We start from the raw sequence: 20,678 nt of genomic DNA, 5'->3' as shown, positions 1-20,678 counted from the left end.
ATCAAATTATTAGGAGATAAACTCAGCGCAAGGAGTTTTGATAGCCAAGTGAATGAAATCCATGCACGTGTAGCAGTCCTCAACAGATTTATTGAATTAGGTCGACCACTTACCCAAGTTACGCCTTAAATTTAGCTCAATTAGGGGCGCTTTGCATTTCAAATCTTTGTGCAACAAAGCCGTTTGAAACCCAAAAGTTGTAAGCAATAAAATATTACTTTAAATCTCCGGCCAAGTCTGTTCCTATTATCATAAGTTATTGAAATAATTTATTTTGATTGTGCTGTGACTGATCAAGTCGGAAAATAATGTCCTAAGCTCTTGTGAAGAGACATACAAATCAAATAACGTATAACCCAATAAGGATAAGTAAAGTGTACAAACTTGCTGTAATGCGATTGTACTAAATTAAGAAATAAGGATTAGTATGCACGGATTGCATACCTGAAATATAAGAGGGATATATATCGTTCATGTTTAAGTCATTTTTCCCAAACCCTAGATGGTTCTTCATTTCAGTATTACTTTGGTCGGTGATCAATGTCGTACTGTGGTACACAGGGGGAAATACATGGGGAAGCGCCATAGGTTGGCCGCAAGGTTATGCAACGGCTGAACTGCCGATTGGAGTGAGCCGTTTTTGGTCTCCGTCTTTTCTGTGGTTCTATCTATGGTTTTTTATAGCAACAACACTTTTTGCCTTATTTTGGCGTTTTGTCTCAGACAATAAATGGCAAAGATGGTCGATTTGGGGCTCCGCATTTATTCTGTTTAACATCTGGTTTGGCGTACAAGTGAGTGTTGCCATCAACGCATGGTATGGACCATTTTGGGATCTCATTCAAAGCATGCTTGGCAAAGGGGGGAATATTAAAGACCTATATATGGGTACTTTAACCTTCTTGTATATTGCGATGGTTGCGGTCACTTTCGCAGTGATCAATGCCTTTTTCACCAGCCACTATGTATTTCGGTGGCGTACAGCGATGAATGAATACTACACCCAACACTGGGAAAAATTACGTCATATAGAAGGGGCATCACAACGTGTGCAAGAAGACACTATGCGCTTTGCTACTATTTTAGAAGATTTGGGCGTTGAGTTGATCAAGGCTGTGATGGTGTTGGTGGCTTTCTTACCAATTCTATTTGAGCTTTCAAAGCATGTTCCTGAATTGCCTATTGTGGGTGAAGTAAAGCATTCCCTAGTTTGGGCTTCTATTATTTGGGCTATTTTTGGTACGTTCTTGTTAATGGTAGTGGGAAGTAAACTACCAGGTTTAGAGTTTAATAATCAGAAGGTTGAAGCGGCTTACCGTAAAGAGTTGGTGTATGGGGAAGACCATGCAGACCGTGCCCAACCTGCAACATTGGTCGAACTGTTTAGCAGAGTAAGAAAGAATTATTTTAGACTTTATTTTCACTATGCTTATTTTAACTTAGTCGCGACATGGTATCGACAACTGGATATTTTATACAGTTTGGTGGTGTTATTTCCCGCAATTGCAGCAGGGAAAATGACTCTAGGTTTAATCAACCAAATTGGTAATGTGTTTGATAAAGTACGAGAGTCATTTCAATATCTAATTTTGTCATGGAAAACCATTATTGAACTGCTCTCGATTTATAAGCGTCTAAAAGCTTTTGAATCGACTTTGGATGACTAAATATTTTTGATGTATCTCACCTGCTGTTCACGGCAGGTTTTTTATGTGCTCAAGCATCATCTTGTCTGTAACTTTTGTTGTATGGTTCAAACTAAATTTATGAAATGTTGTTGGGTTTATCATAAAACAAAGCAGAATGATGTGTGCGTCAAGCTAAAATAAATAATAAAAACAGTTATTTAAGTTTGTTATTTTATGAGCTTTCCGCTAATGTTTTTATGCGGGTGTTTAAGAGTAAAGTCGTAGTGAATTATAAAATTTTATGTATATTTGGGGTTTTGGGGAGTGTGTTGCAGGGCTGTGCCAGTCTGGGAAATATAGCACAAGCACCTTTTAAAAATATTGCATCACCACAAGAACTAATCGTAGAACGAAAAATTAATGATACCGATAAAAACAGCAAAGAATACGTGTATCACACGGTAGGCGTAAAAAATGAAAAAGATATTGAGGTGCTATATCCACGCAGCATGTTTAGTCAGTATTGCCAAGCACATGGTGGCCGTTTTAGTCAGACACAAAAAAGCAGTTTCAGCTTAGTGAAAGATCCGTGGGCGAAAAAGTTACTGCGTACCTATAACAGTTTAAAACAGGGCACGGGTACTTTTCGTTGCCAGCTTAATAATGGCGAACAGTGGTTGGTGAGTATTGAGGCATTGTCTGAACGCAAACTGCCTAATTCAAATGATACTCGTGTGGTTAATCTACAAAGCAAAGTACTGACTGAGCCTGCACCACGAAGTATGACGCCTATTACGCCAAGCAAAAAAGCGGTGACGAAGGCACCTGCGATCAAGGCAGAGGTGAAGAAAGAGGAAGAAAGTAAAAAAGAAGTAGAGCCTAAAAAAGAAAACAAAGTAGAAGTACCACCTAAAGCCGCCAAAGCTGTAGAAACACCGCAGCAGCAACAGGCCAAATTGTATGTGGCTGCACGCCGTGATATTAACAGTGGACGCAACCAAGTCGCTGCCTGTAACAGTGCACAACGCGCATATAACTATGGTCGTTTGCCGGGGTCGGATGCCTCAAATGTCTATACCGAATCGGGCATATTAGTTGCACGTTGTTTAACGGGTATTCCAAGTTATAGCAGTCGTTTTTCCAACCCTAAAGGGCAGGCAAAATATGTTTTGCAGAACTTAGCCAAAAACCATAACCATACAGGTGCTAAAAATATGCTCAAGCAAATGAAGTAAGATTTTCGGCTGTTTGCGACAGAATTTCATGTGAGCACCTCAACCAAAGGAAATAACATCATGAGTAATGTGCAAACGCCAGCCACATATTTTACTGCGCCTTTGCTGGATCAGACCATGCAAGAAATAGACGTTGATATTTCAGCTCAGCCATATTTTTACAACAATGGCGGAACACCTGAGTATTTAGCCGATGTATCAGATGCTATTGAGTTGATTCAAGTATCCTCAACGGATGCCCGCATGAGTATGGGGCATGTTTATGATGTACCCAAAGAAATTGCAACGATCCAAACCCATTGGGGAGAGCAGACCCAGTTAGCGTTCGAGGGAAACTCTTTTGAGTTTATGCCTTTAAAAGCCACGCCTGAAACGGCTGCTGCATTTGGTATGACTTTGGTGAAAGCTGGACAGGCGATAGAGGTACAGGCTACACGGAAAAAGTTGTCTCAAATTAAATATCAATATGGTATGTTGGTGGGTCATTTTTTTCCTTATGACCAATTCAAATTAATCTAGCCGCGAAAACCTTATACCCCTTTGTCGTCACAGACCTAGAGCATCACGACTTTCCGCATGTGTTTGCTTCGACCGATCCAAATAAACTACCTTTAGTGATTTCAGCAGGGCGTTATTTTCCTAAAGACCGAAAAATTTACTTGGCTGACTTGTGGGTGGAATATGGTGACGCACTTTATATTCCTGAAATGCCGAAGCAAGCAGCTCCTGAATTTATCGATTTACATAATAACCGTAATGCGGCTTTAGCGTGTTGGAAGGGTGAAAGTGCTCAGTCTACGATTCAGATGCATACTTTGCTTGACCCCAAAGGTTATTTCTATTGGTTTTGGAATGCATGCCCGACCATACACCCACAGCTCACTGCCTTTGAAACTGCTGAGTTAAATAGGGAAATCGCTTGAATTGAGCGATTTAATTTTCTCCAACTACACGGTAATTTTACAGTTCCATAACAGGCTGATTGACGGGCTTTGTGATACAAAGAATGCAATTGTTGATTGGAGTTGAGTTTATGTCACAGCCTGTTTTAAGCGTTTTACGAGGTCGGTCTTCTGTTCTTTTTCGTCACGCTTTTTTGGTAGCAGCATTGTGTGGTTCAGTCCAAGTTGCAACGGCTAGTACTACAGTCGAGCAATTGAGTAATTGTTTGGTGAAGTCAACGACAGCAACAGATAAAACTACTGTGTTGCAGTGGACGTTTGCGGCACTGGCTGCACATCCTGATCTGAAGGTATATAGTAATGTCACCGATGCACAGCGTACACAGCTAGATAAAAACTTAGCACAAGTTTTACAACGCATTTTAGTGGAGCAATGTTCAGCGCAGACCAAAGCCGTGATTCAAGCCGAAGGCTTACAAGCGGTTGGAGATAGTTTTCAGGAACTTGGACAGATTACAGGTGAGGAAATTTTAAAGAACCCTGAAGTGAAAGGGCAGTTGCAAGGTGTCTTGCGCTATGTGGATTTAAATAAATTGGTCACGACTTTTTTAACCCCAGAAATTTGGAATAAGTTGGGTGTGACGAGATAGTTCGGTCTTTGAAAAATATGACTAGTGAGAGCGATTTATAAACTGAATCGAAAGCATTAATGTTATAAAAAAAGCCATTAAAAAAGCTCCTTGAATCGAAGGAGCTTTTTTATTTTTGAACCTAAAGGCTGATAGGTCATCTCATAAAAGATTCACTTGAGGAACAACACAATTAAATCGTCACAGTCGCCCCTAAAGCTCGAATAAACTGCGCCATCCAAGCAGGATGGGCAGGCCAAGCAGGCGCTGTGATCAAGTGTCCGTCTGTTACAGCTTCCGTCACTTCAATGTCCGCATAAGTCCCGCCTGCTAGTTTCACCTCGGCTGCGCACGCAGGGTAAGCTGAACAAGTACGGCCTTTGAGTATATCGGCTGTTGCAAGAATTTGTGCACCATGACAAACCGCTGCAATTGGTTTTTTCGCAGCATCAAACTCACGCACAATCTCAAGGATACGTTCATTCATGCGTAAATATTCGGGCGCACGTCCACCGGGAATGACTAAACCGACATAGTCCGCAGTGTGTACCGCTTCAAAGTTGTGGTTGATGGCAAAGTTATGACCGCGTTTTTCACTATAGGTTTGCTCGCCTTCAAAGTCATGAATAGCTGTAGCGATGCTTTCACCTTCATTTTTATCGGGGCAGACCGCATGTACGGTATAACCGAGACCTGTTAAAAACTGAAAAGGCACCATGGTTTCATAGTCTTCAGCATAGTCACCAACGAGCATTAAAATTTGTTTTGACATCTTTAAACCCTCTTAATTGTTTGTGCATATTTATGTTCAATTTTGATCTAAATTAGCACAGTTCAGATGTCATTTTTAAGTCATTCAGTGCTCTTTAGTCGTATAGCTGAGGTTGTTTATATAAAAAAGCCCCAAGTAATTGAGGCGTTTTAACTGTCTGTATAAGCGTGTTAAATCAATCAGTTTATATATTCATGGATATGAAATTTACTATGCTGAGGTGTTAATAGTCTAATGTGCAAGCTTTGCCCTGATATTCATAACGGTTGACATCATATTTTTGACCATTCCAACGGTAAACGGCTTTGTTGCATAAATATGTAAGTATCTGATTTAAATAAATTTAATTTTGGATCAAAAAATAATCAAAACTTTTAAAATCATATAGTTATGAAATCTTTGTGCAACAAAGCCCTTTCTCCCTAATGACGAAGCCTATGAAAAATTCTTTAATAGAAATTATGAAGGTGCGTGGGTGAAATATACTGATGAATTATCAGATTTAACTAACAACTTAGAGTCATTAAACTCACTGTTTGAGAATAATATTTTTAATAAAGTACAAAATATTTATTGCCGTCCTCCAGTCGAAAATACTCAAAAATCTTATTTTGATAGTTGTAGTGAACTTTTTAAATTAGTCGGACCAGATAATATTAATCAGAAAACTTTAAAAGATTTTCTTAGAAATAATAAAGATTGTTTAGATAAGGATTTTGTATATGAATCAGGACGAGATATTAGTAAGTTAGAGTTATTAGGATTGTTTGAAGAAAAAATAGGATCTTCAAAAAAATTAACCAAAGCAGTACGTCTTTTGCAAAAAGATAGAACAGAAGCCGATCATAAAATCATTGAGTCAAAAATTGCTAGAGAAAACTTATCAGAACAGTTTTTTAATCATGTAGAAGAGATTAATGCCAACATTAAAGAAATTATTGAAAAAATAAAAAACCCGCTTTAAAGCGGGTTTTCTTTTGAAACTAAATCAAATCAACCAATCAATTTCTTCATCAATTCATTCACTTGAGCAGGGTTGGCTTTACCCTTAGACGCTTTCATCACTTGACCCACAAGACCATTGAAAGCTTTCTCTTTACCAGATTTAAACTCTTCAACCATCTTCTCATTGGCAGCAAGCACGTCTTTAATAATTGCTTCAATCGCACCTGTATCAGTTTCCTGCTTCAAGCCTTTTTCCGCAATAATTTCGTCCGCAGTTTTGCCTTCATCCCACATAAAGCCGAATACTTGCTTCGCAATCTTGCCGCTAATGGTGTTATCCACAATACGCGCGATCATACCGCCAAGTTTTTCCGCAGATACAGGAGAATCAGCCAAATCTAAGCCTGCTTTATTTAAAGCACCTGAGAATTCACCCATTACCCAGTTTGCAGCAATCTTACCTTGTGCAGCACCGCCAGCAGCTTTCACCACTTCTTCATAAAACTCTGACATTTCACGAGTCAATGTAAGCACGTGAGCATCGTACTCAGTCACACCAAAGTCCGCCACGAAACGTGCACGACGTGCAGCAGGAAGCTCAGGCATAGTTGCTTTAATGGCTTCAATTTGCGCATCTGAAATAATCACAGGCAGCAAATCAGGGTCTGGGAAGTAGCGATAGTCGTTCGCTTCTTCTTTCGAACGCATCGAACGTGTTTCCATCTTCACAGGGTCGAATAGACGGGTTTCTTGGTCAATCGTGCCGTCCCATTCCAAAATTTCCATTTGGCGTTCAATTTCGACATTGATTGCTTGTTCAATGAAACGGAATGAGTTGAGGTTTTTCAACTCGCAACGTGTACCGAACGGTTGACCCGGACGACGTAACGACACGTTACAGTCAGCACGGAACGAACCTTCTGCCATGTTGCCGTCAGAAATACCTAACCAACGTACCAAAGTGTGAATCGCTTTAATATAAGCAACCGCTTCTTCAACCGAACGCATGTCTGGTTCAGAAACGATTTCAAGTAAAGGTGTACCTGCACGGTTTAAGTCGATGCCTGACATGCCTTCAAACTGGTCATGGATTGATTTACCCGCATCTTCCTCAAGGTGCGCACGAGTCACGCCAATGCGTTTGACCGTGCCATCTTCAAGTTGAATGTCGATATGACCCAAGCCCACAATCGGGTTATCCATCTGGCTAATTTGGTAGCCTTTTGGTGAGTCAGGGTAGAAGTAGTTTTTACGTGCAAACACAGACGCTTGGTCGATGTAAGCATCAATACCCAAACCAAAACGAATAGCTAAATCGACCACTTCTTTATTCAATACAGGCAGTACGCCCGGCATCGCCAAGTCAACTAGGCTGGCTTGGGTGTTTGGGTCTTGACCAAATTCAGTCGAAGAACCTGAGAAGATTTTAGATTGGGTTGCAAGCTGAGTGTGAATCTCAATCCCAATAACGACTTCCCAGCCATCAATTAATAACGACTTGGGTTTCTTTTGAGCTTGAGCCATTATGCATTCTCCTCAGCAATTGCCGCACGTTTCGTATGCCAATCCGTCGCTAGTTGGTACTGATGTACCACAGACAACAGTTGAGATTCTGACCAATAGTTACCAATCAGCTGTAAGCCCACAGGTAAGTTGTCTTTGTCAAAACCAACAGGTGCGTTAATCGCAGGAAGACCTGCAAGGTTAACCGCGATGGTGTAAATGTCGCCCAAGTACATTTCAACTGGAGACAGGTTCGCGCCAATTTTATAAGCTGTGGTTGGTGCAGCAGGTGCAGCAATCACATCCACCGATTCAAACGCTTTTAAGAAGTCTTGTTGAATCAGACGACGGACTTTTTGTGCTTTCACGTAGTAAGCATCGTAGTAACCCGCAGACAACGCATACGTACCAATCAAGATACGACGTTGCACTTCTGCACCAAAACCTTCAGAACGTGAACGTTTGTATAAGTCCATCAGATCAACAGGGTTCTCAGCACGGTAGCCATAGCGTACGCCATCGTAACGAGACAAGTTTGATGACGCTTCAGCAGGCGCAATCAAGTAATAGGTCGGAACATAAGCTTCAGTCATGTTGAGATCAATCTCAACCAAGGTCGCGCCCATCTCTTCCAATTTTTTCAATGCTTCTTCAACGCGGGCTTTCACGTCTGCGTCTAAACCAGCGACATTGAAGTATTGCTTTGGAATACCAATGCGTAGACCTTTAACAGATGTGCCGTTTAGATTCGCCACATAGTCATCAACGTCTTTTTCAACAGATGTTGAGTCTTTTGCATCATGACCTGCCATCACATTCATGAGGTAGGCACAGTCTTCAGCCGAACGTGCCATTGGCCCGCCCTGATCTAGTGATGATGCATAGGCAATCATCCCGAAGCGAGATACACGACCGTATGTCGGTTTAAGACCAGTCAAGCCACAGAACGATGCCGGTTGGCGAATTGAACCACCCGTGTCTGTACCTGTTGCAAATGGAGCAAGGTCCGCTGCAACCGCTGCCGCAGAACCGCCCGAAGAACCACCCGGTACATGACCTAAGTTCCAAGGGTTTGCTGTAGCGCCGTAGAATGAGTTCTCAGAGGTTGAACCCATTGCAAATTCGTCCATGTTCACTTTACCTAAAGTGACTAGACCAGCTGCTTTACCTTTCGCTACAACGGTGGCGTCGTAAGGAGAGATAAAGTTATCCAACATTTTTGAGCCCGCAGTGGTTTTAATGCCTTGGGTACAAAAAATGTCTTTGTGTGCAATCGGCACACCTGTCAATGCGGTTGCTGTACCTGCTTTAATGGCAGCATCGGCAACATCGGCTTGTGCAAGCGCTTGTTCTGCTGTCACGGTTACATAAGATTTAACTTGTGTATCCAGTATTGCAATGCGCTTTAAATAATGTTCAGTCAGTTCGCGAGATGAAAATTTAGCCCCAGCTAAACCCTCAGAGAGTTCACGAATCGATAAGCGATGTAAATCTGTCATGAGAAATGTCTTTACGTTAATTTTTACAAAATAATGGTTTAACTGAATAGAAATTATTCAATCACGCGAGGAACTAGGTACAAACCGTCTTGCACTTGCGGTGCAATGGCTTGATATTCATCACGATGATTGGTTTCTGAAACCACATCTTCACGTAAGGGTTGTGGGTGATCAAATGGGCTTTTAAGCGGCTCAACACCATCGGTGTCGATGCCTTTTAAGGTTTCCATCATGCCTAAAATTTTATTTAGACTTTGAGCATATTCAGCAGATTGCGTATCATCTAGCGACAATCGAGCAAGATTGGCGATTGCTGAAACTGTTTGTGCATTTAAATCTGCAGAATGCTGTGCATCCGATGTAGACATAACATCACCTGAGTCAGTATTAAAAAATTTCAAAATATCGTGCGTTATAATAAGCGATTGACTTGTTCAAATCATCACATTTAGTTAAAGTTGCCACCTTGCGTCCACATAAAGTTTAATCGAGAACGTCTCCGTGATTCTAAAAAGACTAATTGGCTTGTTTTCGCCCGATCTAGCCATTGATTTAGGTACAGCAAATACACTTATTTATGCACCAGGACGAGGCATTATATTAAATGAGCCGACAGTTGTGGCAATTCGTCACAGTGGTTCACAAAAAATCGTTGCCGCGGTAGGTCTTGATGCAAAGCAAATGCTGGGCCGTACACCTGCAAATATCTCTGCCATTCGTCCAATGAAGGATGGCGTGATTGCTGATTTTGAAGTGACTGAAACCATGCTGAACCAATTTATTGGTAAAGTACATGAAAAACGTCTGTTCCCACCTGCACCTCGTGTTGTGGTGTGTGTGCCTTGCAAATCAACTTTGGTTGAGCGTCGTGCTATTCGTGAAGCTGTATTTAATGCAGGCGCGCGTGATGTTCGTTTGATTGAAGAACCAATGGCTGCTGCAATTGGTGCAGGTATGCCAGTTGAACAAGCATGCGGCTCTATGGTGGTCGATGTTGGTGGTGGTACAACTGAAATTGCGATTATTTCGCTGCAAGGTTGTGTCTATGCTGACTCACTACGTATTGGTGGTGATGTATTTGATGAACAAATCATTAACTACGTACGTAAAGCACATGGTTGCGTGATTGGTGAAACTACCGCTGAAATTATCAAGAAAGAAGTGGGTATGGCTTTACCAGAAGCCGATGCCAAAGCACTTGAAATTGAAGTTCGCGGCCGTAACCTTGCTGAAGGTGTGCCACGTGCGATCACTGTGACTTCGGACGAAATTACGCAAGCGATTTCTGATCCATTACAAAGTATTGTTTCAGCTGTGAAATCTGCACTTGAGCAAACGCCTCCTGAGTTGTCTTCAGACATCGCTGAGCGTGGTATAGTGTTGACAGGTGGTGGTGCATTACTGCGTAACCTCGATAAACTTCTTGCACAAGAAACAGGCTTACCTGTGGTGGTTGCAGAAGATCCTCTAACTTGCGTCACTCGTGGTGGTGGTAAAGTTTTAGAATTCTTCGATAATCCAAATCACGACATGTTATTTGTAGGCTAATAAAGGAATCGGCGGGTGCAAACAAATCTGTTTTCCAGACAACCGCCATCTTTTCGCTCATTTATCATTGCAGTGATCACATGTTTGGTCGTGCTGTTTTTTAACTGGCGCATGCCACATGTGATTCAACCTGCAAGAGATGTCTTGTACGCCGCTTATAATCCAATTTATGCCGTAGCAAGTTATCCCGTGTTATCGCGAGAGTGGCTGAATCAACAAACAAAGTCTGAAGCTCAATTGCGCCGTGAAAATACCGCGATGCAAGCCGAGTTATTGCAGGCGCAGGTGCGTTTACAAAAATTATCTGAATTATCTGCGGAAAATACGCGTTTACGCGGTCTGTTAGATACCCCGTTGATCATTGATGGTCGTATGGAAATTGCAGAAGTCATTGGGACAGATGCCGATCCGCTGCGCCATATTATTGTGGTAAACCGTGGTGCCAACAGCCAGCTAAAAGTTGGGCAAACCGTGCTCGATGACAAAGGGATTATGGGACAGATTATCAATGTCTATCCGCATAGTAGTCGTGTCATGTTGCTGTCTGATAAGGAACATTCTTTGTCGGTACGCTTGGAACGATCTGGAATGCGTGCCATTGTTTCAGGGACTGGAGATTTGGGTCATTTGAAAATGGAATACGTCCCAACCAGTGCCGAAATTAAAGTGGGTGAAAAAGTGTATAGCTCTGGTTTAGGTGAGCATTTTCCAGCAGGTTATCTGGTGGGCACCATTTCAAAAATCAGTCGTCATAATTCAGGCGAGTTTGCTCAAATTGATGTTGTTCCTGCTGCACAGTTAGCGGGCGGTCATCATGTTGTTGTGTTATTTTCCGATTCTTTAGCGATGGAGCAACCGCATGCCGATCGCTAAACTTCGTGCTGCCAAACAGCGTGACCCCTTATTTCCGATCATTTTTTCAGTGATCATTGCTTCAGTGTTGATGGTTTATCCTTTGTCTTATGCGCTCTCTGGATGGCGTCCATTGTTTATGATGATGGTGATGCTGTTTTGGGTGCTGTGCCAGCCGACATGGAGCGGGATTTGGTTTGCCTTTGCAGTCGGGATTTTCACCGATTTACTGCTCGATGCACCTTTGGGTTTAAACGCGCTCAGTTTTGTTCTGATTACTTTTGTGTCCCGTTTTTTAACGCGTGAACGTCGGATTATGACCTTTGCCAATATTTGGGTCATCGCCACCTTGGCTGTGGTCGCGCATTTGTTTATTACGTGGATCGCACAAATTATGATTGGGGCACAGTTTCCCCTTGCACGTCATTGGCAACCGCTGTTGAGTAGTGTGCTGACTTTCCCGATGGTCTATTTCATGTTGAAGAAATGGCGCGTTTAATTTTAGCATCCAGTTCGCCCCGTCGCCGCGAGCTGCTTGAGCAGCTCGGTCTAGTCTTTGATATCTATAGTCCAGATATTGATGAATCTGTACAAGCAGGCGAGTCGGTAGCTCATTATGTGGAACGACTGGCATGTGCCAAAGCTGAGGCAGTACAGCTTCAATATCCTGATGCAATTGTGATTGCTGCCGATACCAGTTTAGGAGTCGATCAAGAGATTTTAGGTAAACCTGAATCTAAGCAGCATGCATTTGAAATGTGGGGAAAAATTTCTGGGCGCAAGCATGATGTATATACTGGGGTTTGTGTTCGTACAAATACGCAAATTTCAAGTATAGTAGTTCGTACTGAAGTCGAATTTCAGCATTTAAGCCTGAATGATATGGAAGCATATTGGGCTACATCTGAACCCATTGGCAAGGCGGGAGCCTACGCCATACAAGGCATTGCGGCACGTTATATTCCACGTATAGAGGGAAGTTATAGCAATGTCGTGGGGCTACCGTTGTATGAAACGGTACAGTTATTACAGGCAGTTAAGGCACTAAATTAACTGTCTCAAAAGATTTTTTATAATGTTTTGAGTTTGTTATGTCTGACGAGTTATTAATTAACGTCACGCCTATGGAATGTCGCGTCGCGTTAATTGAAAACGGCACGGTCAATGAATTATTTATTGAGCGTACGGTGAAACGTGGTTTGGTGGGCAATATTTATAAAGGTAAAGTGGTGCGTGTTCTTCCAGGAATGCAGGCTGCTTTTGTCGATATTGGACTGTCACGAACTGCTTTTTTACATATTAATGATATGGTTTGGTCACGTAATCAACCCACCCCCAATGTTTTTGAGCTCTTACAGCCGGGACAAATTCTTACTGTTCAAGTCATGAAAGACATGCTGGGAACCAAAGGGGCTCGGCTTTCAACCGACCTTTCTATTCCTTCGCGCTACTTAGTGATGATGCCTTATGGCAATCATACGGGTGTGTCTCAACGCATTGAGTCTGAAGCTGAACGTGATCGTTTACGTTCGATGATTGAGCGTATTCAAGCGGAACATAAACTTCCGGGTTCAGTGATTGTTCGTACCGCCGCTGATGGGATTGCGGAAGCTGCTATTGCACAAGATATGGCTTATTTGGCAAAACTTTGGGAATTTATTCAGCGCAAGCAAATCAGTATAGCGGTGCCATCATTAATTTTTGAAGAACTGCCTTTACCTCAGCGTATTATTCGCGATCTTGCGAGTGAAAAGACCGCTAAAATTTCAGTCGACTCACGTGAAATTCATGGCAAGCTCCAAGAGTTCGTAGAAGAATTTGTCCCGAATATTAAAGAACGCCTCATTCATTATCCGGGTGAGCGCCCAATTTTTGATTTGTATAATGTCGAAGAAGACATTCAAAGAGCATTGCAGACGCGTGTTGCGTTGAAGTCCGGTGGTTATTTGATGATTGACCAGACTGAAGCTATGACGACTATTGATGTCAATACAGGCTCATATGTGGGTGGTCGCTCTTTAGAAGACACCGTGTTTAAAACCAATATGGAAGCGACACAGGTTATTGCGCGTCAGCTGAGATTACGCAATTTAGGCGGTATTATTATTATCGACTTTATTGACATGCAAGAGCAGGAGCATCGAACTGAGGTCATGACTCAGTTTGAACGGATGCTTGAGCAGGACCATGCAAAAACCAAAATTACGCAGGTTTCTGAGCTAGGTTTGGTCGAAATGACGCGTAAACGTACGCGTGAATCATTAGAGCACTTATTATGTGAATCTTGTCCGACCTGTCAGGGACGAGGTTATGTGAAAACAGCTGAGTCTGTATGTTACGAAATCTTTCGAGAAATCATGAGATATACACGTGCGTATCAATCTCAGACTGGCTTTACTGTCGTTGCGCATCCATCAGTGATTGACCGCTTGTTAACTGCAGAAGCCCCAGCAGTCGCTGATTTAGAGCATTTCATTGGTCGTGTGATTAAATTTCAGGTGGAAAATTTATATACGCAAGAGCAATACGATATCATTCTGAGCTGAAATTGTAACAATATATGGTTAAATAGTTGTTACAACTGAAATTTTACTTTCGATCTTAGATTTTTAATACTAGAAACACGGAAATAGCCAAAGCTTATTCTCCCAAATAGGTTTAGCAAATGAGGTGTGATATGGGTGTTAGAGAAGCAATTATTCAACCTAGTTTGAAACATTTATTAGATACGAAAGTAACGCATAATGCATATATCGTGGATGATCAGGGTAAAGAAGTACAAATTACAACTGCCATGATTCGTACTGCGTGTCATCAATTATTAAAACAATGTCGTAGCATTAAAAACTAAGGGGCTTATCGAAGCCCCTTAGTTTTATTGATTATTCTTGTATTTCTGATTCGTTTTTTTGCGGCATCAACTGACCGCTTGCAACTTTGGGCCTTCGACCCCCACAATCGCTTCAAAGCGTTGAATCTCTTCTTCTAAGTGTGTGAGTAGATTCTGCATCTTCGGCAGTGCATTTCGACAAGCCGTCAAACCAACTTCAAGTTTATCTAAATAACTGGTCATGGTGATGTTGAGTGCTTGACCATCCAAAATGATTGAGGCAGGGTATAGCGCATCGAGTCTTGCCCCATTCCAATACAATGGTTCACGTGGGCCAGGGACATTCGAAATTACCAGATTAAACGCTTGGCGTTTAGGCATTAAGCCTGAGGCAATGTTGAGTCCAGCAGCACTATAAACAAAGGCACTATAGTTCAAAATTTGGTTCGAGTTCATGCGTTTGAACTTTTCTTTGGCATTTTGCACACTACGACGAACAATTGTGAGGCGCTCTAATGGATCTTCTTTATGCGTGCCTAAATTTGCCAAAATCATGGTGATACGATTCGACATAGACGAATCATCATCGCGAACTGATGCAGGCACCATGGCTATTAAAGGCTTTTTAGGAAGTGCGTCTTGGGACAATAAATATTCACGCAAGGCACCTGAACAAATAGCCAGTACGATGTCATTAATCGTGACACCCAAACTTTTAGAAATATGACGTAAACGGTCAAACTCAAAAGACTGTGCTGCAAAACGGCGGGAGGAGCTAACCCGCTGGTTAAGAATAGAGCTGGGTGCTTGGAAGCTTGAAACATAATCAGGATTACGTCCCATATCTTTTATGACTGTTTGTGACAACTCATACATGACACGTGGTGTTGACTCAAGCTGGCCCATTACGCCATTCATTATTTTCTTAAAGCGATTAACATTCGGTTCTTTTAAACGCTTCGCACGAGGGCCTTCTACACACCAAGGTGGTACAATACTCTTTGCATTTGGATCTTGTGATAATGATTTTTCCACCAATCGCATACCGGCAATACCATCCACCATCGCATGGTGAATTTTGAAGTACATTGCAAAACGATTCCCTTCAATCCCTTCAATGATATGACACGTCCATAACGGTTTAGCGCGGTCAATTAAACTACTGTGTTCCTGTGAAATATAGGTGAGCAGTTCAAGAATACGCCCCGGTTGTGGGAGTGCGATATGACGAAAATGGTGATCAAGATCAAACTCTTCATCTTCATCCCAAAATAAACCGTTGAGTTTGTTGTTAAATGGAGGAATAGGAATAGATTTGGAGTTACGAATATCTGCAACTAAATTTTGAATGAAGCTGGCAGGTGCATTTTCCGGGATTTGGAATAAGAATAATCCACCGACATGCATGGGTTGCTGGCGTTTTTCAAGTGATAAAAAAATAAAGTCAATCGGATGTAATGGACGCATAGTCTGGATTGCCTCACTGCAATATCTGACCGCTCCTATATGAGCAATCTTGTTAGAATTATAGAACTTAAACCTAGTATATCGATTTTTTTTAACAATGGGAGCGCTTTGTGTGTATCCATTGGTTGCGAAAAACCACTGCTTTGCAGTGGTTTTAGTCTTTACTTTTTCAAATTACCTGCATGCAGGCCACATTCTTTGTGTGTCGCTTCCTCCCACCACCAACGTCCTTCACGTTCATGTTGGTTTGGTAAAACTGGACGTGTACATGGTTCACAGCCGATAGAAATAAAACCGCGTTCATGTAATGGGTTATAAGGTACTTCCATCATGCGGATGTAGCTCCACACATCGGCACTGGACCAGTTGGCAAGAGGATTGTATTTAATCAACTGTTTGCCTTCGCCTGAAAACCCCGCATCTGCCTGAACAACTGGAATCTCAGTTCGTGTGCCTGGACTTTGGTCTTTACGCTGCCCCGTAATCCAACCATCTAAAGTCGCTAATTTTTTACGTAAAGGTTGAACTTTACGGATACCACAACACTCTTTATGATCATCTTGATAAAAGCTGAATAAACCTTTTTCATTGACCAGTTGTTGAACGGCATCTGCTTCTGGGAAGCAAATTTCGATATTAATGTTGTAGTGTTTACGTACAGTCTCGATAAATTGATACGTTTCTGCATGTAAACGTCCAGTGTCTAAGCTAAAGACACGAAAGGGTTTACCTAAGTTAGCAGCCATATCAATAAGTACGACATCTTCTGCACCTGAAAACGAGATGGCAATTTCACCCGTTTGATTTAGTGCAAGTGCTAAAATTTCACTTGGCGATTTATCAGCATATTCAGCTGCGAGAGCATCAACAAGATCAATAGTTGGAATGGTTGTCATGAGTATCCTGGCAATAGGCTTGGAATCTAACAAGACCTATATTACGTTATTTGCTGCGTATTTTAATAGAGTTGAAATAAGCCACTTATCACTAAAAAATAAATGCTTATGAAAAAAATAGATTTAAAAAACAGCAATGCATTAGACAAATATTAAGCTATGATAGTTCAAAATTTTTCCACGTAAATAAAAGGGAGTATTCATGGAAGTTGTTTGCCTTGATCTAGAAGGGGTGTTAGTTCCAGAGATTTGGATTAACTTTGCTAAAAAAACAGGCATTAAAGCGCTTGAAGCAACCACACGTGATATTCCTGATTATGATGTGCTCATGACACAGCGTTTGAACATATTAAAAGAACATGGTTTAGGTTTAAATGATATTCAAGAAGTAATTGCAGAGATGGGCCCATTTTCAGGGGCAAAAGAATTTGTTGAATGGTTGCGCACACACTTTCAGCTGATTATTTTGTCAGATACTTTCTATGAGTTTGCACATCCATTAATGAAACAACTGGGCTGGCCAACGATTTTTTGCCATAAGTTAGAAACTGATGAAAAGGGTATGATTACAGCGTATAAGCTGCGCCAACCTGACCAAAAACGTGAAGCAGTTAAAGCATTGCATGGACTAAATTACCGTGTGATTGCCGCAGGTGATTCTTATAATGACACCACAATGTTAGGTGAAGCGGATAAAGGCTTTTTGTTTGATGCACCTGAAAATGTGATTGCTGAATTCCCACAATTCCCTGCAATTCATGGTTATGCCGCATTAAAAGAAGCAATTCGTGGTGCTTCGGTACGAGATATTCCTGCTTAATCTGAAGCTGAATACAATAAAGGGCATCATTTGATGCCCTTTGTTTTTATGCGATATTAACAGTGCATTGATTTAGAAGCGGTAGCCGATTTTTAGACCATAACCCAAAGCATAGTTGTCTTCAAATTCACCAACGTTTTTTGTACCCGTGCGTGCAGTGGCATCACCCAACCAGAAGTATTTTACGCCTGCTTGAATAAAGTAGTTTTCTGCAGGGCTGTATTGACCACCTAAGCCAACGCTCCAATAACCCTCAGTCGGGCCTAAAGTGGTGACCGGGTTACCCGCACCAGAGTCATAACCTACAGAAGCAGAACCAGACCAATGACTATTAAACTTGCGACCCGCGCCTACGGTTGCAGACCATTGATCATCTGAATAGTCAATAAGGTTATTGCCAGAAGCTGCATTTAAAAACTTTGGTGTGACCGCAAATTGATCCCAATGTGCCCAACGGATATTGGCAAAAGCTAAAGTGTTAGCTGCAACACCTGTTTGAAAATCAATGTTTACTGATTGCGGAGTTACAACTTCAGTGAGTGCATTTGGCCGTTGAATTGCACCAAACCCAAAAGTTTCAGTAGTATCAAGTTCATGTTTGATTTCTGAACGATAGGTAATCGCAGTTTTTAACGCGATTTCAGGAATTTGATAAGCAAAACCAGCAAGCCAACCGTATGCTTCATCTTCTTTTAAATTAATGTCGTAGCTGCCAAGTTTAGAAGCACCCCCGTACGCAAGTCCACGTAAAGATACTTTACCTTGTACGGTTTGATAAACAGGACCTGCGTAGAAATTCCAGTTTTCTGTAGGTTGGTAACCAATTAAAGCTGAAAGATTGTGTGTTTCTACTTCTACTTGGGTTGCTTCACCATTCGCGCCAAAAACTGGATTATTTGAAGGGTAGAGAGATTCGGCGCCAAATGGTTGGTCATATAAAAGACCTATAGAAATGTGTTCAGTTGCTTGTACTTTAATCGCAGCAGCAGGGAAATAATAATCTTCTGCCATATCGTTAACTTTCAATTGATTAGATTGAACTTTGGGATCTAAAATTGAAATACCTGCTTCTGCATAATTACCCGGTTGTAAAAATGCAGCAATAGACTGACCAGAACGGTCTAAACCAGCAGCAAGCGCAGGTGTAAGTGGGAGAGTGCTAAGTAAAATAGCCGAATAAATTCTATTGAGCTTCATGGTCGTTCCCTGATGCCATCTGTAACAAAAATGTGCTGGGAAAGTAACATAATTTTAAAAAGAGTAAATACTCAGCTCTGTTGAAGAAATGAACTAAGGCGGTTAAATAAAAGGGTTGCTTAGAGTATTTATACTATATTTTTATATTAACTAAATGATAAATAAGAAAATAAAAATAAAAGATAAATTTTAAAAAATTAATATTTGGAGCAGGATTAATTGCTTGTAAAACAAGCAAATGATATGCAAGTGTATAAAATTAGAGTTAAAAAATAAAAACCACTCGAAAGTGGTTTTTATTTAATCAGAGCTTAGAAGCGATAGCCCATTTTTAAGCCGTAACCTAAAGCATGGTTATCTTCAAATTGTGCTACAGAGTTTCCTGTACCAAACATTGATGCAGGTTGAGCTTTAACATCACCTAACCAGAAGTACTTCACACCACCAGCGATAAAGTAGTTTGCAGCAGGTGAGAATTGCAGACCTAGGCCAACATTCCAGTAACCTTCAGTTGGACCTAAAGTTGAAACAGGGTTGCCTGCACCTGAATCCCAACCTACAGAGACATTACCTGCCCATTTTTCATTAAATTTACGGCCTACACCTACAGTAGCTGACCATTGATCATCTGTATAACCAACTAAATCAAAGCCATTTGGATTATCTGGGGTTAAGTTGGCAGCACCTAAAGCTTCTGAAACTGTGCCAAACTGTTCAGGACGAATTGAGAAATCTTCCCAGTTTACCCAACGCACATTAGCAAAAGCTACTGTATCAGCCATTACACCAGTTTGGAAATCAAGGTTTACAGATTGTGGAGTTGTAATCTTGGTAGAAGTATTTTCGTTATATACTGCACCTGGCCCAGGAACTAAACCAGTTAAAATTAAGCTTGTACCATATTCGTTGGTTGCTGCTTCGTGATCAATTTCAGAACGATAAGTTAATGATGCTTTTAATGCAATTTCAGGAATTTGGTAAGCTAAACCTGCAATCCAGCCTACTGCAGAATCTTCTTTCATATCTGCATTATATTGGCCTAATGCAATAGTAGAACCGTATGCGGTACCACGTAGTTGAACATTCCCTTTAATGGTCTGATATACCGCACCACCATATAGATTCCAGTTTTCAGTTGGTTGGAAGCCTACTAGGAATGTTAAATTTTCGGTTGTAACTTCTACTTCAGTTGCTTCTTGGCCGTTATGGAATAAGCCTTGTCCAGCAAATAATGCAGCTGGAAGACCCAAACCTGCTAATGCTGGGTTTGCTCCAGCATCACCAACTGAATAGGCCGCATCAGCACCAAAAGGTTGATCATATAAAAGACCCACTGATAAATTATCAGCTACTTGAAACTTTAATGCTGCACTTGGGAAGTAATAATCTTCGCCCATGTCTGATAGAGAGGTATTCTCAAGACCAGCTAATGCTGCAGGAATAGCAGGGTTAGGAGTATAGCCTGCATTAGCTTTACCAGATACAGATGGATCTAATACAGAAATACCAGCCTCAAAGTAATTACCTGGTTGTAAAAACGCTGCGATAGATTGACCTGAGCGATCTAAAGCTGCTGCAAATGCACCCGTCATTGGTACAGTTGCTAAAATCATTGCTGTGCTTAGTGCTTTTAATTTCATTATACATTTCCCTTGGGCTATAAAGTCTTTTATGACAGTTTTTGTTGATGCTTTAAGCTTTCATCTAGGATGATTTCGGCTTGTATTCACCGAGACCATTTGTTACTCCATGTGACAAAAATATCACAATTAAAATAAGAGTAAATGCTCTAGATATAACTAATCAGTTCAAAAAATAATCACAATAGAGTTTTTATACTAAAAAAACACATTTTTATAACTTAAGTTAATGAAAAATATACATATATAATTTGAAATATAAAATTTATTTTTTGGTTAAAAAATACTCAATTGAGTGTGAAAATAAATCCTTTT

Annotated in this window: 21 protein-coding genes and 1 pseudogene; 14 read left to right on the top strand and 8 right to left on the bottom strand. The window is 41.1% G+C overall.

The features are described 5' to 3' along the window. The 6 genes and pseudogenes from ACF8FD_RS03755 to ACF8FD_RS03730 all read left to right on the top strand — a co-directional run. A pseudogene (locus ACF8FD_RS03755) lies at nucleotides 1–129 on the top strand (IS5/IS1182 family transposase); the annotation flags it as partial. Nucleotides 130–473: 344 nt separating this feature from the next. Beyond that, entirely contained in the window at nucleotides 474–1,667 is a 1,194-nt protein-coding gene (gene sbmA, locus ACF8FD_RS03750) for a peptide antibiotic transporter SbmA (RefSeq protein WP_058869082.1), read from the top strand. Nucleotides 1,668–1,810: 143 nt separating this feature from the next. After that, nucleotides 1,811–2,863 carry a hypothetical protein gene (locus ACF8FD_RS03745; protein WP_104221983.1) on the top strand — a complete coding sequence of 351 codons (1,053 nt, stop codon included), beginning with the start codon at nucleotides 1,811–1,813 and terminating at the stop codon, nucleotides 2,861–2,863. Nucleotides 2,864–2,923: 60 nt separating this feature from the next. Further along, nucleotides 2,924–3,382, top strand: coding sequence for a hypothetical protein (locus tag ACF8FD_RS03740; RefSeq protein ID WP_228290408.1), 459 nt, complete (start codon nucleotides 2,924–2,926; stop codon nucleotides 3,380–3,382). 59 nt (nucleotides 3,383–3,441) lie between these two features. After that, a complete protein-coding gene (locus ACF8FD_RS03735; protein ID WP_228290407.1) occupies nucleotides 3,442–3,786 on the top strand; it encodes a hypothetical protein in 345 nt (114 codons plus the stop codon). 110 nt (nucleotides 3,787–3,896) lie between these two features. After that, complete coding sequence (locus tag ACF8FD_RS03730; protein ID WP_125275099.1) at nucleotides 3,897–4,415, top strand: hypothetical protein; 519 nt, start codon at nucleotides 3,897–3,899, stop codon at nucleotides 4,413–4,415. A 172-nt stretch (nucleotides 4,416–4,587) separates the two neighbouring features. Here the strand turns inward: ACF8FD_RS03730 and ACF8FD_RS03725 are convergent, their stop codons facing one another. Next, the gene (locus tag ACF8FD_RS03725; protein ID WP_205667006.1) at nucleotides 4,588–5,166 is read right to left on the bottom strand and encodes a DJ-1/PfpI family protein; all 579 of its coding nucleotides are present in this window, start codon (nucleotides 5,164–5,166) and stop codon (nucleotides 4,588–4,590) included. Nucleotides 5,167–5,641: 475 nt separating this feature from the next. Here ACF8FD_RS03725 and ACF8FD_RS03720 point away from each other — a divergent pair, with 475 nt between their 5' ends. Next, nucleotides 5,642–6,130, top strand: a complete 489-nt coding sequence (locus ACF8FD_RS03720) for a hypothetical protein (protein ID WP_228290406.1) — start codon at nucleotides 5,642–5,644, stop codon at nucleotides 6,128–6,130. Nucleotides 6,131–6,159: 29 nt separating this feature from the next. Here ACF8FD_RS03720 and gatB read toward each other — a convergent pair whose 3' ends face one another. Genes gatB through gatC form a run of 3 tightly spaced genes read right to left on the bottom strand, consistent with a single transcriptional unit; the run spans nucleotide 6,160 to nucleotide 9,481 of the window. Then, the gene (gene gatB / locus ACF8FD_RS03715; protein ID WP_392453210.1) at nucleotides 6,160–7,635 is read right to left on the bottom strand and encodes an Asp-tRNA(Asn)/Glu-tRNA(Gln) amidotransferase subunit GatB; all 1,476 of its coding nucleotides are present in this window, start codon (nucleotides 7,633–7,635) and stop codon (nucleotides 6,160–6,162) included. Continuing rightward, nucleotides 7,635–9,113, bottom strand: coding sequence for an Asp-tRNA(Asn)/Glu-tRNA(Gln) amidotransferase subunit GatA (gene gatA, locus ACF8FD_RS03710; RefSeq protein WP_392453209.1), 1,479 nt, complete (start codon nucleotides 9,111–9,113; stop codon nucleotides 7,635–7,637). The genes gatB and gatA overlap by 1 nt, the downstream gene beginning before the upstream one ends. A gap of 53 nt (nucleotides 9,114–9,166) precedes the next feature. Continuing rightward, the gene (gene gatC, locus ACF8FD_RS03705) at nucleotides 9,167–9,481 is read right to left on the bottom strand and encodes an Asp-tRNA(Asn)/Glu-tRNA(Gln) amidotransferase subunit GatC (protein ID WP_004694671.1); all 315 of its coding nucleotides are present in this window, start codon (nucleotides 9,479–9,481) and stop codon (nucleotides 9,167–9,169) included. Nucleotides 9,482–9,614: 133 nt separating this feature from the next. On the opposite strand from gatC, the gene ACF8FD_RS03700 reads away from it, so the two are divergent. The 6 genes from ACF8FD_RS03700 to ACF8FD_RS03675 all read left to right on the top strand — a co-directional run bounded on the left by ACF8FD_RS03700 (nucleotide 9,615) and on the right by ACF8FD_RS03675 (nucleotide 14,364). Then, nucleotides 9,615–10,661, top strand: coding sequence for a rod shape-determining protein (locus ACF8FD_RS03700; RefSeq protein ID WP_004694670.1), 1,047 nt, complete (start codon nucleotides 9,615–9,617; stop codon nucleotides 10,659–10,661). 15 nt (nucleotides 10,662–10,676) lie between these two features. Next, the gene (gene mreC, locus ACF8FD_RS03695; protein ID WP_004694667.1) at nucleotides 10,677–11,534 is read left to right on the top strand and encodes a rod shape-determining protein MreC; all 858 of its coding nucleotides are present in this window, start codon (nucleotides 10,677–10,679) and stop codon (nucleotides 11,532–11,534) included. Then, nucleotides 11,521–12,012: a rod shape-determining protein MreD gene (gene mreD / locus ACF8FD_RS03690; RefSeq protein ID WP_392453208.1), complete on the top strand. Its 492-nt coding sequence runs from the start codon at nucleotides 11,521–11,523 to the stop codon at nucleotides 12,010–12,012. Before mreC ends, mreD begins: the two co-directional genes overlap by 14 nt. Continuing rightward, entirely contained in the window at nucleotides 12,000–12,566 is a 567-nt protein-coding gene (locus ACF8FD_RS03685) for a Maf family nucleotide pyrophosphatase (RefSeq protein ID WP_392453207.1), read from the top strand. The genes mreD and ACF8FD_RS03685 overlap by 13 nt, the downstream gene beginning before the upstream one ends. A gap of 38 nt (nucleotides 12,567–12,604) precedes the next feature. Next, the gene (gene rng, locus ACF8FD_RS03680; RefSeq protein ID WP_004981336.1) at nucleotides 12,605–14,059 is read left to right on the top strand and encodes a ribonuclease G; all 1,455 of its coding nucleotides are present in this window, start codon (nucleotides 12,605–12,607) and stop codon (nucleotides 14,057–14,059) included. Between the two features lie 131 nt (nucleotides 14,060–14,190). Continuing rightward, nucleotides 14,191–14,364, top strand: coding sequence for a PA1571 family protein (locus tag ACF8FD_RS03675; protein ID WP_004981331.1), 174 nt, complete (start codon nucleotides 14,191–14,193; stop codon nucleotides 14,362–14,364). 66 nt (nucleotides 14,365–14,430) lie between these two features. Here ACF8FD_RS03675 and ACF8FD_RS03670 read toward each other — a convergent pair whose 3' ends face one another. Together ACF8FD_RS03670 and ACF8FD_RS03665 are read right to left on the bottom strand one after the other, a co-directional pair. Beyond that, nucleotides 14,431–15,810, bottom strand: coding sequence for a wax ester/triacylglycerol synthase family O-acyltransferase (locus ACF8FD_RS03670; RefSeq protein ID WP_392453206.1), 1,380 nt, complete (start codon nucleotides 15,808–15,810; stop codon nucleotides 14,431–14,433). Nucleotides 15,811–15,971: 161 nt separating this feature from the next. Further along, entirely contained in the window at nucleotides 15,972–16,706 is a 735-nt protein-coding gene (locus tag ACF8FD_RS03665) for a phosphoadenylyl-sulfate reductase (RefSeq protein ID WP_125274524.1), read from the bottom strand. A gap of 202 nt (nucleotides 16,707–16,908) precedes the next feature. Here ACF8FD_RS03665 and thrH point away from each other — a divergent pair, with 202 nt between their 5' ends. Then, entirely contained in the window at nucleotides 16,909–17,526 is a 618-nt protein-coding gene (gene thrH, locus ACF8FD_RS03660) for a bifunctional phosphoserine phosphatase/homoserine phosphotransferase ThrH (RefSeq protein ID WP_392453205.1), read from the top strand. Between the two features lie 72 nt (nucleotides 17,527–17,598). Here thrH and ACF8FD_RS03655 read toward each other — a convergent pair whose 3' ends face one another. Continuing rightward, entirely contained in the window at nucleotides 17,599–18,723 is a 1,125-nt protein-coding gene (locus tag ACF8FD_RS03655) for an OmpP1/FadL family transporter (RefSeq protein ID WP_392453204.1), read from the bottom strand. Nucleotides 18,724–19,034: 311 nt separating this feature from the next. Then, on the bottom strand, nucleotides 19,035–20,363 hold the full coding sequence (locus ACF8FD_RS03650) for an OmpP1/FadL family transporter (protein ID WP_178896259.1): 1,329 nt from the start codon (nucleotides 20,361–20,363) through the stop codon (nucleotides 19,035–19,037). Nucleotides 20,364–20,678 lie beyond the last annotated feature (315 nt).

The organism is Acinetobacter sp. TYF_19, assembly GCF_043105125.1.
GTDB lineage: Bacteria > Pseudomonadota > Gammaproteobacteria > Pseudomonadales > Moraxellaceae > Acinetobacter > Acinetobacter johnsonii.
This window is presented reverse-complemented; position numbering and strand designations above follow the sequence as displayed.